Genomic DNA, 14,969 nt, shown 5'->3' on the forward strand with positions numbered 1-14,969 from the left:
CGGTATATTTTCGGCTCCGCCGGATGGACACGGGCTGTCGAGGGGGAGGGCACCGCTGTGCAGGGGTTACTTCACATGCAGGCGCAGGTGGTCGTGGTCGGCGGGGGGCCGGTCGGGATGCTGGTCGCCGCCGAGCTGGCCGGGTACGGGGTCGACACCGTCCTGCTGGAACCGCAGACCCGGGTCTCGGACCGGCCCAAGGCGACCACGCTGCACGCCAGAGCGGTGCAGTGCCTGGCCAGGCGGGGCCACCTCCCGGAACCGGGCGCCCGGCCCGCGGGCGCCGCCGGACCCGCCCCCTTCCACTTCGCGGGACTGTCGGGCCTGCTCATCGCCGCCCCCCGCACCGAGCCGCAGCCGGTCCTCAAGTGCCGGCAGGCCGAGCTGGAGCGCCACTTCGAGGGACGGGCCCGGGCGGCGGGGACCAGGATCCTGCGCGGGCTGCGGGTGACCGAGGTCCTCCAGGACCCGGACGGGGTGAGCGTCACGGCGTACGGGCCGCAGGGGCCGCTCACCTGCACCGCCCAGTACGTGGTGGGGGCGGACGGGGCGCGCAGTACGGTCCGTGAACGCGCGGGCATCGCCGCCGACCTCCGGCCGGCCACGGTCGCCTCGCTGATGGGCACGGTCACGCTCGCGGACCCGGCGGCGCTGCCGGAGGGCTGGCTCCGTACGGACCGGGGCTGGATCGTCTCCAAGCGCGACCCGGAGGGCAGCACGCACATCCGCACCCTCGACTGCGCCGGAGCCCACGGCGACCGGCACCGGGAGCCCACGCTGGGGGAGTTACGGCGGGAGGTGTCCCGGATCGCCGGGCACGAGGTCGCCATGGCGGATCCCCGCTGGCTGAGCAGGTTCAGCGACGCCACCAGGCTGGCCCGGACCTTCCGGGCGGGCCGTGTATTCCTCGCGGGGGACGCGGCGCACGTGCACTTCCCGATCGGCGGCCAGGGCCTCAGCACCGGGGTGCTGGACGCCCTCAACCTCGGCTGGAAGCTGGCGCTCGCCGTGCGCGGCACGGCGGCCCCGGAGCTGCTCGACACGTACGACGCGGAGCGCAGGCCCGCCGCCGAGCGGGTCATCGGCAACACCCGGGCCCAGCTGGCCCTGATGCGGCCGGGACCCGAACCGGACGCCCTGCGCACGGTGTTCACCGAGCTGCTGTCCGCGGGCGGTGGTCACGGGCGGCTCAGCGGCATGATCAGCGCACAGGACACGGTGCTCCCGGTTTCCGCGGATCGCGCCTCGCCCGGTGCAGGAACGTTTCTCTACAACGCGCCGCTGCACACGGAGACGGGTCCGACGGATGTGATCGGGCTCCTGCGGGACGGCCGCCCGCTGCTCCTGCTGCTGGGCGAGCAGGGCGCCTCGCGCGAGGCGGAGGCGCGGTCGTGGGAGGGGGCGCTGCACGTGGTGCGGGCGCTGCCCACGCCCGACGTGCCGTACGACGCGCTGCTGGTGAGACCCGACGGCTACCTGGCGTGGACGCCCGGCGCCGCGGAGCTGTCGGCGGCGGTGTCGGAGTACCTGGGGCGGCCGGTTGCGGACGCGGCCGACGGGCGTGACGGGCGGGCAGTGCCCCGGCCGGTCGGCAGCACCCGGCGGCCGGGTGCGGCGGGGCGGCCGGGTGGGGTGGGGCGCCCGGGCGCGGCGGAGTGGCCCGGCGCGGCGGGGCGGTCCGGCGCGGCGCCGGGTGCGGCGGAGTGGCCCGGTGCGGATGGGCCGCCGGGTGGGGTGGGGGGCGTGGCGTGGTCCGGGCCGGTGGTTCAGCCGACGGCGCCCGCGAGCTCCTGCTCCTCGGCCGCCTTCAGGGCCTCGGCGTAGACCGTGGCACCGCGGGTCTCGGAGAGGTCCAGCGAGGCGAGGATGGAGGGCACCACCACGCTGGGCAGCACGTGCCGCATCAGCGCCGAGACCCGGCTCACCAGGTCGCTGTAGTCGCAGATGGCCTGGGACATGGACTGGACGCCGGCGAAGGACCCCACGATGACGTCCGCGGTCTCGGTCAGCACGACGTGGGGCAGCAGCTCGCCCTGCTCCTGCGCCTGCTGGAGGAAGTGGACGCCGACCTCGCTCCAGCGCAGGAACGGGCCGCTGCGGTCCAGGCCGTGCGCCCGCTGGTCCATCGTCAGCCGGACGCCGGCGCGCACGATGGGGTCGGTCGACAGGCGGTGCGCCTGCAGCATCACCGCGTCGACGAGCTCCTGGACCTTGGTGGCCCGGGTGGGCGGGACGAGGCGCTGGTCCTGCTCGGCGAGCACGCCCTGCGCCAGGTCCTCCTTCGACTGGAAGTGGAAGTACAGGGCGCCCTTTGTCACCCCGGCCGCGCTGAGGATCTGCGAGATCGTCGCGGCCTGGTACCCGTACTCCTCGAAGATCTTGGCCGCTGCCACCAGGATCGCCTGACGTGTACGGACGGCTCGGAGTTGCTCTGCCACGCCGGCTCTCCCTTCCCAGGATCACGAGTTCGAGGTCAATAAAAAAAACCGCTCAGTTCGTATCTTACAGATTCCAATGGTCTACGTCCGATCCATGAGGCACAAGATGTTGAATGCCGGAGGAGAAACAGCATGATCCTCGTCACTGGGGCCACCGGGACGATCGGACGCGAGGTCGTCCGCAGGCTCCCCACCGACCGGCCGGTCCGGATCATGGCCAGGGACCCGGAGCGGGTCGCGGACGCACCGCGGCGGGCCCGCACCGTCTACGGGGACTACGAGGACCCGCGCTCGCTCGCGGCGGCGCTGAACGGGGTGACGGCCCTCTTCCTGGTCACCAACCGGCTGGGGGAGGACGACGCCCGCGTCGTGCGGGCCGCGCGGTCGGCCGGGGTCCGCCACGTGGTGAAGCTGTCCGCCGCGGCCGTCACGGACGACGGGGCCGACGACGTGCTGTCGCGGGGGCAGCGCGCCCAGGAGGAGGCGGTGCGCGGTTCCGGCATGGAGTGGACGCTGCTGCGCCCCCGTGCCTTCATGTCCAACGCCCTCTCCTGGGCCCGGTCCGTGCGGCAGGACGGAGTGGTCCGGGCCCTGCACCCCACGGCGGCCGTCGCCTGCGTCGATCCGCGGGACGTGGCGGAGGTGGCCGTGCGGGCGCTCACCGAGGACGGGCACGCGGGTCGGACCTACACGCTGACCGGACCCGGGGCGCTCACGGCGGTCGAACAGACGGCCCAGCTCGCCGAGTTGCTGGGCCGCCCGCTGCGCTGTGCGGAACTGGAACCGGAGCAGGCGCGCACCGCGCTGCGCAGGGTCCACCCCGTGGCCGTGGCCGACGCCCTCGTGTACCGGGCGGGGCGGCAGCTGCAGGCCGGGAAGGGCCGGGTGGACGACACGGTTCCGGCCCTGCTGGGGCGTCCGGCCGGGTCCTTCAGGGCGTGGGCGAGTGACCACCTGGGGGCGTTCGGGGCCGCGTGAGGCGGGAACCCGGCGGCGTCCGCGTCCGCGTCCGCGTCCGCGTCCGCGTGCGCGTGCCTGTGCCTGTGCGTCTGGGCGTGCGCGGCGGTGCGCGTACGGGCCTGCGTACGGCGTCTGTGTACGGGGCCTGTGCGCGGGCCCGTGTACAGGCCCGCGCACCGTCAGCAGCCGTGCGTGCCCGCCGTCACGGTGGCGCTGAAGACGAGGACGCCGTCCTGATGGGCCGTGACCAGCACGGTCTCCTCGCCGTCGGGGGACGGGCCGGCGATCCTGCGGGCCTCGATCATGCAGGGGGAGTTCAGCTCGGCGTACCGCATGAACTGGCCGGCGACCGAGAGCGGGAGGTAGGACGAGCGGCCGAGCAGGGCGGCCGTGGCCTGCCGGGCGGCCTCCAGGAGCAGCATGCCCGGGACGTGGTCCACGGCGTGTTCGAAGAGGACGGGGTGGCGGGTGTCCACTCTCAGCTGCCAGCGGTCCGGCTCGGCCGTGGGGGACAGGACGACGTCCATCGGGGACATGCGGCCCACGCTCTGCGGGGCCGCCGGGCTGGTGAGCGGGAGCTGGTGCCAGTCGTCGCCGAGGGTGTGCGCGCCGCGTATGCGCCGGTAGACCGCCGGCGGCATGCAGGAGCACGAGCCGTTCCCGGTGGCGACGACGTAGCCGTCGCGCCATACGACCGACTCGAAGCGGAGCTTCGAGATGTTCTTGCCGCGCCGCTCCACCTCGGTGCACGTGATCTCGATGTCGAGCGAGGCGGGCTCCAGGCCCACGCGCAGGTGCTCGGGGCGCACGGTGATGCCGAGGTCCCACATGATGAACTGGTGGCCGAGCGGGACGCCGAATTCGGCATGGGCCAGCAGGATGCTGTACTGGCGGACCGTCTCGCACATGATGAGCGGGTCGTGGTAGCCGTCCGCGACGGGCGTGAAGAAGCTGTGGGCGCGGGGCCACTGGGCGGACACGAGGAAGCGGTCCTCCGTCAGTCGCTGCCAGTCGGTGAGCACGACCTCGGCGACGGACGCCCGGTGGACGAGTTCCTTCGGAACGGTGACGGTGAGGGACGGGAACCGGAAGCCGTTCTGGAGTGACAGGGGAGAGGCGAGGCCTCCCGCTGCGGTGCTGACCTTGGACTCGACGCGAAACGTGCTGGCGGACATGGCTCCCCCTAGGCTGCGCTGGCGAGAAGGGCTTGTGCCTCGGTGTCTCTGGGCCAGGAAGATACAGACCAGCCGGTTTAATCTCTAGCGGTACCCGACCATCCGCTATCGGGTGAAGTGGAGGGATCTTCTCTTCATTACCTCTTACTCCTGGTCGGGCGGCTTGTCCCGTCTTTCTTCACAACTTCCGCCCAGTATTTAGGTGTTGCTGGGGGCATAGGCCGCTCGAGTGGGCTGCGAGCCGGTCTTGAGCGCCGGTGCCGAAGGTGGCCGGACGCCCTCGGCTGGGCAGATCCCCGCAGTCGAGCCGGGGTGGACCGTGGCCCGCCCACACAAAAACCGCACAGGCGGTTTGTTATAGTGCTCCGTTGAGCGGGACCGCCTCCTCGCGCAGCTCCGCGGCACCTTTGCCCTGCCCGCCTCACCGGGCGCGCACTCTCTCGCAGTGACGGAGCAGCCCATGGTCAAGCAGGAACGCGCGGCGCGCACGCGCGACGCCCTGATCCGGTCGGCGGCCGAGGTCTTCGACCGGGAGGGCTTCCCGGTCGCGTCGCTCACCGCGATCAGCTCGCTGGCCGGGGTGAGCAACGGGGCGCTGCACTTCCACTTCGCCAGCAAGGCGGCGCTGGCCGATGCCGTCGAGGGGGCGGCGCTGACCAGGCTGCTGGCCGTCACCGGCGCCGAGGCCGCGAGCGGAGCGAGCCGCGTGCAGGTCCTGGTGGACGTCACCCACGGGCTGGCCGGCGCGCTGCGTGCGGACGTCGTGCTGCGGGCCGGGTTCGAGCTGAGCGGTGAGGTGTCCCGCTCGCCCCGGGTGGATCTGCGCGGGCAGTGGCGGCAGTGGGTCGAGCAGACCCTGGAGCGGGCCGACGCCGGGGGCGAGCTGCGGCCCGAGGTGGCCGCGGGCGACGCGGGGGGCGCCGTGGTGGCCGCGACCGTGGGCCTGGAGGTGCTCGGGTCCCGGGACGCGGAGTGGCTCTCGGCCGCGACGGTCAGCCGGTTCTGGCGCCTGCTGCTGCCGACCCTGGTGGCGCCGGCCCTGCTCGCCGACCTGGAGGCCGAGGGCACCCGCGCCCGCTAGACAGTACGGCGCAACCGGTTTGTTTTAGCAGCGTATCGGCCCGTTCTGGAGTGGCCCTGGAGTCTTCCTGTGGGCGCCGTCGATCCCGGACCCGAGCAGATATATGCAGGTCAGAGGCAGGTTTGGGCCCAGAATGGATGGGTGATGAACTCAAAACAGCACGGTCGGTTTTCTATTGACAAACCGTGGGTCCTGTTTTTAACTGAGACCGGCTCATCCAAGGACAGGGGAGTACGGCGTGGACATCGAAGTACTGGGCACACTGGCCGTGCGGGAGCAGGGGATCTCCGTCACGCCGACCGCCCCCAAGCCGCGACAGGTACTGGCGATACTGGCGCTCCATGCCGACCAGGTGGTCCCGGTATCGGCACTGATCGAAGAGCTGTGGGCGGGCACCCCGCCGCGCAGCGCCCGGACCACGCTCCAGACCTACGTACTGCAGTTAAGAACCCTCATCGCGACGGCCCTGGAGCAGGGCGCGCCCGCCGAGGGCGACGGCGAGTGCGAGGGCCGGCGGCGCACCGCCAAGGACGTGCTCGTCACGCTGCCCGGCGGCTACCTGCTCGACAGCGGCGGCGGCCTCAGCGACATACGCGAGTTCGAACGGCTCTCCGGAATGGGCTACCGGGCCATGGACGCCGGTGACTTCCCCGGCGCCGCCCGCAAGCTGCGCGAGGCCCTGGCGCTGTGGTCGGGCCCCGCCTTCGCCGACGTACAGGGCGGCATCCAGCTCGACATGGAGACCCGGCGGCTGGAGGAGACCCGGCTCTGCGCCCTCGACCAGCGCATCGAGGCGGACCTGCGGCTCGGCCGGCACCGCGAGCTGCTCGCCGAACTGACCGTGCTCGTCAGCCAGTACCGCACGCACGAGAACCTGCACGGCCAGTTCATGCTCGCCCTGCACCGCTCCGGCCGCCGTGGCGAGGCCCTCGACGTCTACCAGCGGCTGCGCGCGACGCTCGTACGGGAACTGGGCCTCGAACCCTCCACCTCCCTGCGCCGGCTCCAGCGCTCCATCCTCATGGCCAGCCCCGACGGCCTGGCAGAGGTGCCGGAGGCGGGTGGCGGACGACTGGTACGCGTGGGCTGACATGGCCGCGCGCGTGAGGGCGACACCTCAGACGACGGACCGCAGCACGGACCGCAGCACGGACCGCACGCCAGACCGCGCGACGGACCGTACGACCGACCGGGCGGCAGCCCGTACGACATCCCCGACCACGACGCGTACGACGGCCCGGACCGCGGTACGCGCCGCGGCACGGCCCCGGAGCCGGGGCGCGGGCCGGGCCGGCGCCGCCGTGCAGGAGCGCTCGGAGCGGACCCGCCGCAAGCTCGTGCACGCCGGGGCCGAATGGTTCCACCGCCACGGCTACGCGAACGCGACCCTCGGCGGGATCGCCGCCTCGGCCGGAGTGACCAAGGGGGCCCTGTACTTCCACTTCGCCTCCAAGGACGAACTCGCCGTGGCCGTCCAGGAACGCGGATGCGCGCTGCTCGACGAATCCCTGCGGGCGCTGGAGGCCTCCGGGCTCTCCCCGCTCCAGTCGCTGGTCGACGCGACGCACTGGCTGGCCCGGGCCCTGCTCGACGAGCCGGCCGTGCCCGCCAGCTTCCGGATCACCAAGGAGTGCGCGGACACCCTGCCCGCCCTCACCGACTTCCACCGCGTCTGGGTCGCGGCGGCCTGCGGGCTGCTGCGCCGGGCCCGGGACGCGGGCGAGCTGCGCGAGGGGTGCCCCTGGGAGGGCGCCGAATCGCTCGTCGCCGCGACCGTGTGCGGGATCGAGGTGATGGCGGGCACCGGGATGCCCGGCGCGGAGCTCCAGCGCAGGGTGGCCGCGTTGTGGACGCTGCTGCTGCCCGGCCTCGTACCCGAGGGCGCGGAGGACGGCTTCCGTACGGCGGCGCCGAGGGCCGCGTACGCGCACGGATTCCCGGGCAGCGCCGGCTGACCCGCATCGGCGCCGGTTTGGAGGAGTCACCGATGACGAACGACCGTCCTTCCGCTCCACCGCGCGCCGCCGACGTGCTGCCCGACATCATCGGGGTGCTCGGCGACGTGCTGAAGGTGGACCCGCAGAAGATCGACCCCGAGCAGACCTTCCAGTTCCTCGGCCTCGGCTCGCTGCTGATCGCGGAGTTCGTGGCCGTGGTCAACGCCCGCTACGGGACCGCCCTGTGCCCGAGCGACCTCTACGACCACCCCACTCCTGCCGCCTTCGCCCGGGAGGTGGTGCGGGCGGCCGACCCGGTGGCGCTGCAGGTCGTCCCGGTCGCCTCCGCCGCCGTGCCCGTCACGCAGGTGCCGCCGGTCCCGGTGGTCCCGGGCACGGAGATCGTCGACGTACTGCGCGAGCAGCTCACCGCGATCCTGTGCTGCGACAGCTGGGACGTGGACGCGGACACCCCGTTCCCGCGGCTGGGGGTGGACTCGCTCCTCGGCGCCGAGTTCGTCTCCGTCGTCAACCGCGTCTTCGGGCTGAACGAGCGGGCCGTGGTGCTGCACGAGTACCGGACGCTGGACGCGCTCGCGGCGTACATCGCCCGGCGGACCGGCGTCCCGGCCGCCCCGCCGGCCGTCCGGGAGCTCGAACTGCTCCTGGACGCGCTGCAGGACGGGCGGCTCAGCGTGGCCGAGGCGCTCCTGCTGCTGCCGCGCCGGGCCCAGGTCTGAGGGGAGACGGGCCGGGATGGACGAGCGGGAGATTCTGACCCGGTTCAAGGACGGGACCCTGGACCGGAGACAGGCGGTGGCCCTGCTGGCGCCCGTCGTCGGCACCGCCGGCACGGGCAGCACCGTTAACGGCGTTAACGGCGTTAACGCCGTTGACGCCCTCAGCGCTTTCGGCGCCGCCGACGGAACGGCCGCGACGGCCGTCGCGCCGGTCGCGCCGGTCGCGCCGGTCGCGCCCATGACGCCGTACGAGCCCCCGACGCGGGAACTGCCCCTGCGGGCGGCCCCCGTGGCCGTCGTCGGGATGGCCGGACGTTATCCGGGGGCGCGCGACCTGGCGGAGTACTGGCGGCTGCTGTGCGAGGGCCGGGACACGGCTGCCGCGCCGCCGCCCGGCCGGCCCGGCGGCGACGCCGGCCACTACCTGGAGCGGGTCGCGGAGTTCGACGCGGAGTTCTTCGGGCTCGACCCGAAGGAGGCCGCCCTGACCGACCCCCGGGAACGGCTGCTGCTGGAGACCGCCTGGGAGGCCTTCGAGGACGGCGGATGCACCGGCAGCCGGCTCGACGCCCTGCGCGCCCCGGACGGAACGCCCCGCAACGTCGGGGTGTTCGTCGGCGCGGGAGCCGGCGACTGGCCGCTGCTCGCCGCCGAGGCGGGCACGCCCTCGCGCGGCGGCCACTGGGACATCGCCAACGGAGTCTCCCGGGTGCTCGGCCTGACCGGCCCCAGCCAGTGCGTGGACACCGCCGAGGCCTCCGTGCCGACAGCCCTGCACCTCGCGCTCGCGGCCCTGGAACGCGGGGAGTGCACGGCCGCCCTCGTCGGAGGCGTCCACCTGCTGCTGCACCCCCGGAGCCGAGGACCGGGCGCGGGCGAGGCGGTGGGGGCGCTGCTGCTGAAGCCGCTGGACCGGGCCCTCGCCGACGGCGACACCGTCCACGCCGTCGTCCGCGGCAGCGCGGCGGCCCACGCCCGGGGCGGGGCTGCCCTCGCCGCGGCCCTGGACCGGGCCGGGGCCGCCGAACAGGAACCGGGCCTGCGGGAGACAGCGCCGTGCGCGCGGCCCTCCGTCGGGGAGGGCGGCGGCCCGGCCATCGGACTGGCACTGCTCACCCGGGCCGTCCTCCAGCTGCGCCACGGCGTCCTGCTCCCCGCGCCGGGCCGGGAGGCCGCCGAACCCTGGAGCCGCCCCGACCCGGCGGACCCCTCGGTACCCCGACGGGCGGTCGCGGGTCTGCGCGGCGCGGGCGGAGTGGACGCCCAGGTGGTGCTGGAGGAGTACGCAGCCCCGAAACCGCCGGTCCGGGAGCACTCGGCCGGACGTGCGGAACTCGTACTGGTGTCCGGGCCCACCCCGGAGCACGCGCGGGCCACGGCACGGCGGCTCGGGGAGTGGCTGCGGGCGGGCCACGAGGTGCCCGGCCTCGCGGCGGTCGCCCGCGGACTGCGGACCGGGCGCGCCGCCATGGACTGCCGGCTCGCCTTCGTCGTCCACGGCGTGGAGGAACTCGGGCGCCTGCTGGAGGAGGAGGAGACGCCGTGCGCCGACCTGCGCGGCGGGCGCCGGGACCCGATGCGCCTCGGTGAGGCCCCCGAGAGCGCCGACTACCTCGCCGCCCTGTGGCGCGGCGGCCGGCTCGGGCAGCTGCGCGACCTGTGGCTGACCGGGGTGGACGTGGACTGGGCCGCGTTGGAGGCCGCGCCGGGCGCCTCGGCGGTGTCCGTCCCGCTCCCGCCGTCCGCCCTGCTGCGCACCGCGCTGTGGCTGCCTGCGCGGTGAGCGCCGTCCGGTGAGCATCAGCCTCTGGTTCTGCCCCGACGCGGACCTCGCCCCCGCGGTCTCGGCGACCCTCGCCGCGCACTGGCTCGACGAGCAGGAACGGGAGACCGCCTCCCGCTTCCTCTTCGAACGCGACCGGCGCCAGTACCTCGTGGCGCACACCCTGCTGCGCCGGGTGCTGGCCATGGAGACCGGCATCCCCGAGGCGGAGGCCGTCCTGCGGCGCTCCCCCTACGGCAGGCCCCACCTCGAGCCGCCGCCGGGCGGACTCCCGCGCGGGGGCGCCGCGCTGGACTTCAACCTCGCCCGCACGCCCGGCCACACCCTCGTCGGCGTGGCCCGCGGCCACCGCATCGGCGTGGACGTGGAGCACCTCGGCCGGGGTGCGGCGGCCCTGGACGGCGTCGTCGAGGCCTTCCCGCGGGCGGAACGCGATTGGATCGCCGCCGCGCCCCGGGGGCGTGCGCGCACCCGCCGCGCCATGCGGCTGTGGACGCTCCGGCAGGCGTACGCGAAGGCGTGCGCGCAGGGCGCCGGAGGCGCCGGACCCGACCCGGCCGCGGCCCCGTGCACGTACACCTTCACGCGCGCCGCCGAGTGCGGCACGTTCGCCTTCACGGTGGACGGGCAGGGCGATGGCGACGCGGACCGGTGGTGCTTCCTGGAGTTCGAGCCGGTGCCGGAGACGCTCGCCGCGGTCGCCGTGCGGCTCGAACGCCCGGCGGGCGGCCCGCCGGCCGTTCATCTGCGGCAGGGATTTCCCTGGGCGCGCCCGGCACCCCGGGTACTGCGCCTGACCTGACCTGCGTGACCGGAAACAGTCCCTCGTTCCAGGAGGATTCAAGCGTCGGTCGAACGGCCCGTGGCAATGCGGAAAAGGAGTGCAGGCCCTTCCGTATACCGCCTTCGCCAGCGGCAACTCCCCTGTACGAAAAGGAAATTGGAAGCGCGCTCGACGGCTGCTCAAGCATCCGGAGGTTATTCGCGGAGTCCCGCTACCGTGCACGGGTCAAGGCTGGAAATCGAGGGGAACTCGACGAAAGTGACGGAGGAGACCATGCAGATTCAGGTTCTGGGTCCCTTGAGCGCCGAGGTCAACGGGGGCTCGATTGTTCCGACCGCACGCAAGCCCCGCCAGATCCTCGCCCTGCTCGCGCTCTACCCCGGCCGGGTCATGCCCGTACCGACACTCATGGAAGAGATATGGGGGACGCAGCTGCCGCACAGCGCGCTCACCACCCTCCAGACCTACATACTCCAGCTGCGCCGGCGCCTCGGCACCGCCATGGGACCGGGCGCCCCGGGCAACGCCAAGGAGGTGCTCGCCACCCGCCACGGCGGATACCTCCTGCAGATCCCGCCCGAGTCCGTCGACGTCCACGAGTACGAGCAGCTCGTGACGCGCGGCCAGAACGCCTTCGAACAGGGCGACGACGAGTCCGCCGCCACGCTGCTGCGCCGGGCCCTCGGGCTGTGGAACGGCAACGCGCTGGTCGACGTGCGCGTCGGGCCGATCCTGGAGATCGAGGTCATGCGCCTGGAGGAGAGCCGGCTCGGCACCATCGAGCGGCGCATCGACGCCGACCTGCGCCTCGGCCGGCACACCGAACTCCTCGCCGAGCTCAAGGAGCTGATCGCCCGCCACCCCCAGCACGAGGGACTGCACTCGCAGGCGATGGTGGCCTTCTACCGTTCGGGCCGCCAGGCCACCGGCCTCGACATCTACCGCAGAATGCGGGCCCGGCTGATCGAGGACCTCGGCGTGGAGCCCTCGCCTCAGCTCCAGCGGCTGCACCACGCGATGCTCGCGGTCGACCCGGCGCTCGACGTGGTCGCCGGACCGCGGGGAGGATCGACCTTCAACCTGTACGCGGCCTGAGCGGCCCGGTCCGGCACGGGAGGGGCACGAGGATGGGCGTACGGGTGTGGTGCTTCGCGCACGCGGGGGCCGGGGTCTCGGCCTTCCACCACTGGCCGAGGCTGCTCGGGCCGGGCACGGAGTCCGACGCGTGGCCGCTGCCCGGGCGGGACCGGCGGCGCCGCGAGGCCCGGGTGACCGACCGGGCCGGGCTCCTGGAGGACCTCGCGCCGCTCGTCGCCACGCTGGCGCGCGCCGGGGAACCGTACGTGCTGTACGGGCACAGCCTCGGCGGGATCGTCGCCCACACCCTCACCCGGCACCTGTACGAGCACGGACTGCCGCTGCCCGCCCTGCTGGCCCTCGGCGCCGTGCCCCCGCCCGACGGGCCCGCCGCGCTGGCGGCCTCCGCCGACCTGCCCGACGCGGCACTGCTCGGGCTGCTCGACACCTTCGACGCGGTACCGGCCGGCACCGGACCCGGCGACATCTGGCACCGCATGGTCTTCCCCGTCCTGCGCGACGACCTCCGGCTCGCCGGAGCGCTGCGCACCGCGGCCCGCCGGGACGCGACACCGCTGCCCGTGCCGGTCCTGGCGGTCTCGGGGCGCGAGGATCCCCTGGTCACCCCCGAGGTGGTGGCGGGCTGGGCGCGCTGGACCACGGGCCCGTTCGTCCACCGCACGGTGCCCGGCGGGCACTTCTTCGTACGCGACCGGGTGCTGCCGCGGCTGATCGGGCGGGCCGCACGGGTCGTGGCGCGGGTGGCGGGGCCCGCGTCTGCCGTGTCTGCCGCCTCGGCCGTGGCTGCCGCGTCTGCCGTGGTGAGGGGCCGGTGAGGCGGGCCGTCGTCACCGGCCTGGGCGTCGTGGCCCCGGGCGGCACCGGGGTGCGGGGCTACTGGGACCTGCTCACCTCCGGGCGCACCGCCACGGGGGCGCTGACCCGCTTCGACCCGTCCGGGTTCCGCTCACAGGTCGCCGCCGAGGCCGAGTTCGACGAGCTGGCCCGCGGGCTCAGCCTGACCGAGGCGCTGCGGCTGGACCGCGTGGCGCAGTTCGCGGTGGCGGGCGCACGGGAGGCGCTGGCCGACAGCGGGCTGGACGGCAGCGGGCTGGACGGCCTCGCGGATCCGGTGCGCCGGGCGGTGTCGCTGGGCAGCGCGCTCGGCTGCGCGAGCTCCCTGGACCGGGAGTTCGCCGCCGCCACCGCGGCCACCCCTGCCGGTACGGCCTTCGGCCACGCGCGCGCGGCGGATCGGCTGTACGACTACTTCGTGCCCTCCTCGATGGCCGCCGAAGTGGCCCGCGCGGTCGGCGCGCAGGGCCCGGTCTCCTTGCTCTCCACCGGCTGCACATCCGGCCTGGACGCCCTCGGGCACGCCCTCGATCTGATCCGAGAGGGCATCGCCGACGTCGTCGTCGCCGGGGCGAGCGAGGCGCCGATCTCGCCGATGACGCTGGCCGCCTTCGACGCCGTACGCATCGCCTCGCACCACCGCAACGACGACCCGGCGGGCGCCGCCCGGCCCTTCGACCGCACCCGCGACGGATTCGTCCTGGGCGAGGGCGCGGCCCTCCTCGTCGTGGAGGAACTCGAACACGCGCGGCGCCGCGGGGCCCGCGTGTACGGCGAGATCGCCGGGTTCGGCTCGCGCAGCAGCGCCTTCCACATGACCGCGCTGCGCACCGGCGGGGCCGACCTCGCGGAAGCCGTCCGGGCCGCCCTCGACGAGGCCCGCCTGGCCCCGGACGCCGTCGACCACGTGGCCGCGCACGGCGCCGGCACCCGCAGCGGCGACGTGCACGAGACCGTCGCGCTCAAGCGCGCCCTCGGCGCCCACGCCCACCGGGTACCGGTCAGCGCGGTCGCCTCGATGATCGGCTACTCGCTGGGCGCGCTCGGCGCCCTCGCCGTGGCCGCCTGCCTCCTGGCCGTCCAGCACGGCGTGGTCCCGCCGACGGCGAACCTGCACGAGCCCGACCCGGTCTGCGACCTGGACTACACCCCGGTCACCGCCCGCGAACGGCGCGTCGGGGCGGCCCTCACGGTGGGCAGCGGCTTCGCCGGTACGCACAGCGCCCTGCTGGTGACGCGGGTCTGACGGCCCGCGTGGACGGCCGGCCACTGAACCTGAGCGAAATGCGGTCGCGCTCCCGACAGGTGCGCCGTAGCGTGCGCGCGTGAACGTTGAAGATCCGAAGGAAGTGGTCCGGCGCGGGTACGACGTACTGTCGGAGCACTACGAAAGGGTATTTGGCAGCGAGTCGAAATACGGTCCGTGGATCGAGGAGTTGCTCGGTCGGCTCCCCGAGACAGGCACCGTCCTGGACATCGGGTGCGGCACCGGGGTTCCCGTAGCCCGGTCCCTGGTCGCGGCGGGTCACCGCGTGACGGGTGTCGACATCAGCGAGGTCCAGATCCGCAGGGCCAGGGAGCTTGTGCCCGACGCCCACTTCATCCGGGCTGATGCCACGACCTCGGAGTTCCCCCGGGACAGCTTCGACGCCGTTGTCTGTCTGTACGCCCTGATCCATGTTCCATTGGAGGAACAGCCTGCCCTGCTGGAGCGGATCGCTTCCTGGCTGCGGCCGGGAGGCTGGTTCCTGAGCACCTCCGGGCATCGGGCTTGGACCGGGACCGATGAGAACTGGCTCGGTGGCGGGGCCGCGATGTGGTGGAGCCACGCCGACGCCCCTACGAACCGCGCATGGCTCGTGCAAGCCGGCTTTGACGTGGTTCACGAGGAGTTCGTGCCCGAGGGCGACAGCGGTCACGTCCTGTTCTGGGCTCGGCGGGCTGAGGCCTGACAGCGACGGGTCGAAGGACGTGCGGCGGTAACACCGGGCCCCTGTCCAGGTGAGGCTCCGGGGAGGTGATCGAAGGTTCGGACCTCCCCTCTGGCTGCTCAACGCGTGCCGGTAGGTCCTGAGGAAGGCCTCACGGCAGCGCAGGTATGGGTCGGTCCTGCTGCCTGATCGCTCAGGCGAAAGCCTC

At 73.9% G+C, this 14,969-nt stretch carries 14 protein-coding genes; 12 read left to right on the forward strand and 2 right to left on the reverse strand.

The window, feature by feature from the left end; translation table 11 throughout:
- Window positions 1-75: 75 nt before the first annotated feature.
- Entirely contained in the window at window positions 76-1,824 is a 1,749-nt protein-coding gene (locus ACZ6Y1_RS33630) for an FAD-dependent monooxygenase (protein ID WP_469638938.1), read from the forward strand.
- Here ACZ6Y1_RS33630 and ACZ6Y1_RS33635 read toward each other — a convergent pair.
- Window positions 1,767-2,438, reverse strand: a complete 672-nt coding sequence (locus ACZ6Y1_RS33635; RefSeq protein ID WP_469638941.1) for a ScbR family autoregulator-binding transcription factor — start codon at window positions 2,436-2,438, stop codon at window positions 1,767-1,769. The genes ACZ6Y1_RS33630 and ACZ6Y1_RS33635 overlap by 58 nt on opposite strands.
- Window positions 2,439-2,570: 132 nt before the next feature.
- Between ACZ6Y1_RS33635 and ACZ6Y1_RS33640 the strand changes: the two genes are divergently transcribed.
- Window positions 2,571-3,416 (forward strand): NAD(P)H-binding protein, encoded by an 846-nt coding sequence (locus ACZ6Y1_RS33640; RefSeq protein WP_469638944.1) that lies wholly within the window; start codon window positions 2,571-2,573, stop codon window positions 3,414-3,416.
- Between the two features lie 161 nt (window positions 3,417-3,577).
- On the opposite strand, the gene ACZ6Y1_RS33645 is transcribed toward ACZ6Y1_RS33640, so the two are convergent.
- Entirely contained in the window at window positions 3,578-4,573 is a 996-nt protein-coding gene (locus tag ACZ6Y1_RS33645; protein ID WP_469638949.1) for a ScbA/BarX family gamma-butyrolactone biosynthesis protein, read from the reverse strand.
- A 445-nt stretch (window positions 4,574-5,018) separates the two neighbouring features.
- Between ACZ6Y1_RS33645 and ACZ6Y1_RS33650 the strand changes: the two genes are divergently transcribed.
- From ACZ6Y1_RS33650 to ACZ6Y1_RS33695, 10 genes are all read left to right on the forward strand, one after another.
- Window positions 5,019-5,654: a ScbR family autoregulator-binding transcription factor gene (locus ACZ6Y1_RS33650; protein ID WP_469638952.1), complete on the forward strand. Its 636-nt coding sequence runs from the start codon at window positions 5,019-5,021 to the stop codon at window positions 5,652-5,654.
- 238 nt (window positions 5,655-5,892) lie between these two features.
- Window positions 5,893-6,744: an AfsR/SARP family transcriptional regulator gene (locus tag ACZ6Y1_RS33655; protein WP_469638955.1), complete on the forward strand. Its 852-nt coding sequence runs from the start codon at window positions 5,893-5,895 to the stop codon at window positions 6,742-6,744.
- Window positions 6,745-6,757: 13 nt separating this feature from the next.
- Window positions 6,758-7,609: a ScbR family autoregulator-binding transcription factor gene (locus ACZ6Y1_RS33660; RefSeq protein ID WP_469638960.1), complete on the forward strand. Its 852-nt coding sequence runs from the start codon at window positions 6,758-6,760 to the stop codon at window positions 7,607-7,609.
- A gap of 32 nt (window positions 7,610-7,641) precedes the next feature.
- Complete coding sequence (locus tag ACZ6Y1_RS33665; RefSeq protein ID WP_469638963.1) at window positions 7,642-8,331, forward strand: phosphopantetheine-binding protein; 690 nt, start codon at window positions 7,642-7,644, stop codon at window positions 8,329-8,331.
- A gap of 16 nt (window positions 8,332-8,347) precedes the next feature.
- The gene (locus ACZ6Y1_RS33670) at window positions 8,348-10,114 is read left to right on the forward strand and encodes a polyketide synthase (RefSeq protein ID WP_469638966.1); all 1,767 of its coding nucleotides are present in this window, start codon (window positions 8,348-8,350) and stop codon (window positions 10,112-10,114) included.
- A gap of 10 nt (window positions 10,115-10,124) precedes the next feature.
- On the forward strand, window positions 10,125-10,916 hold the full coding sequence (locus ACZ6Y1_RS33675; RefSeq protein WP_469638969.1) for a 4'-phosphopantetheinyl transferase family protein: 792 nt from the start codon (window positions 10,125-10,127) through the stop codon (window positions 10,914-10,916).
- A 255-nt stretch (window positions 10,917-11,171) separates the two neighbouring features.
- Window positions 11,172-11,993 carry an AfsR/SARP family transcriptional regulator gene (locus ACZ6Y1_RS33680; RefSeq protein ID WP_469638972.1) on the forward strand — a complete coding sequence of 274 codons (822 nt, stop codon included), beginning with the start codon at window positions 11,172-11,174 and terminating at the stop codon, window positions 11,991-11,993.
- Between the two features lie 32 nt (window positions 11,994-12,025).
- A complete protein-coding gene (locus tag ACZ6Y1_RS33685) occupies window positions 12,026-12,811 on the forward strand; it encodes a thioesterase II family protein (RefSeq protein WP_469638975.1) in 786 nt (261 codons plus the stop codon).
- Window positions 12,808-14,076: a beta-ketoacyl-[acyl-carrier-protein] synthase family protein gene (locus ACZ6Y1_RS33690; RefSeq protein WP_469638978.1), complete on the forward strand. Its 1,269-nt coding sequence runs from the start codon at window positions 12,808-12,810 to the stop codon at window positions 14,074-14,076. The genes ACZ6Y1_RS33685 and ACZ6Y1_RS33690 overlap by 4 nt, the downstream gene beginning before the upstream one ends.
- A 79-nt stretch (window positions 14,077-14,155) precedes the next feature.
- The gene (locus tag ACZ6Y1_RS33695) at window positions 14,156-14,782 is read left to right on the forward strand and encodes a class I SAM-dependent methyltransferase (protein ID WP_469638983.1); all 627 of its coding nucleotides are present in this window, start codon (window positions 14,156-14,158) and stop codon (window positions 14,780-14,782) included.
- The last annotated feature ends 187 nt before the right edge of the window (window positions 14,783-14,969 follow it).

It is taken from the genome of Streptomyces sp. NPDC053432 (genome assembly GCF_055585365.1).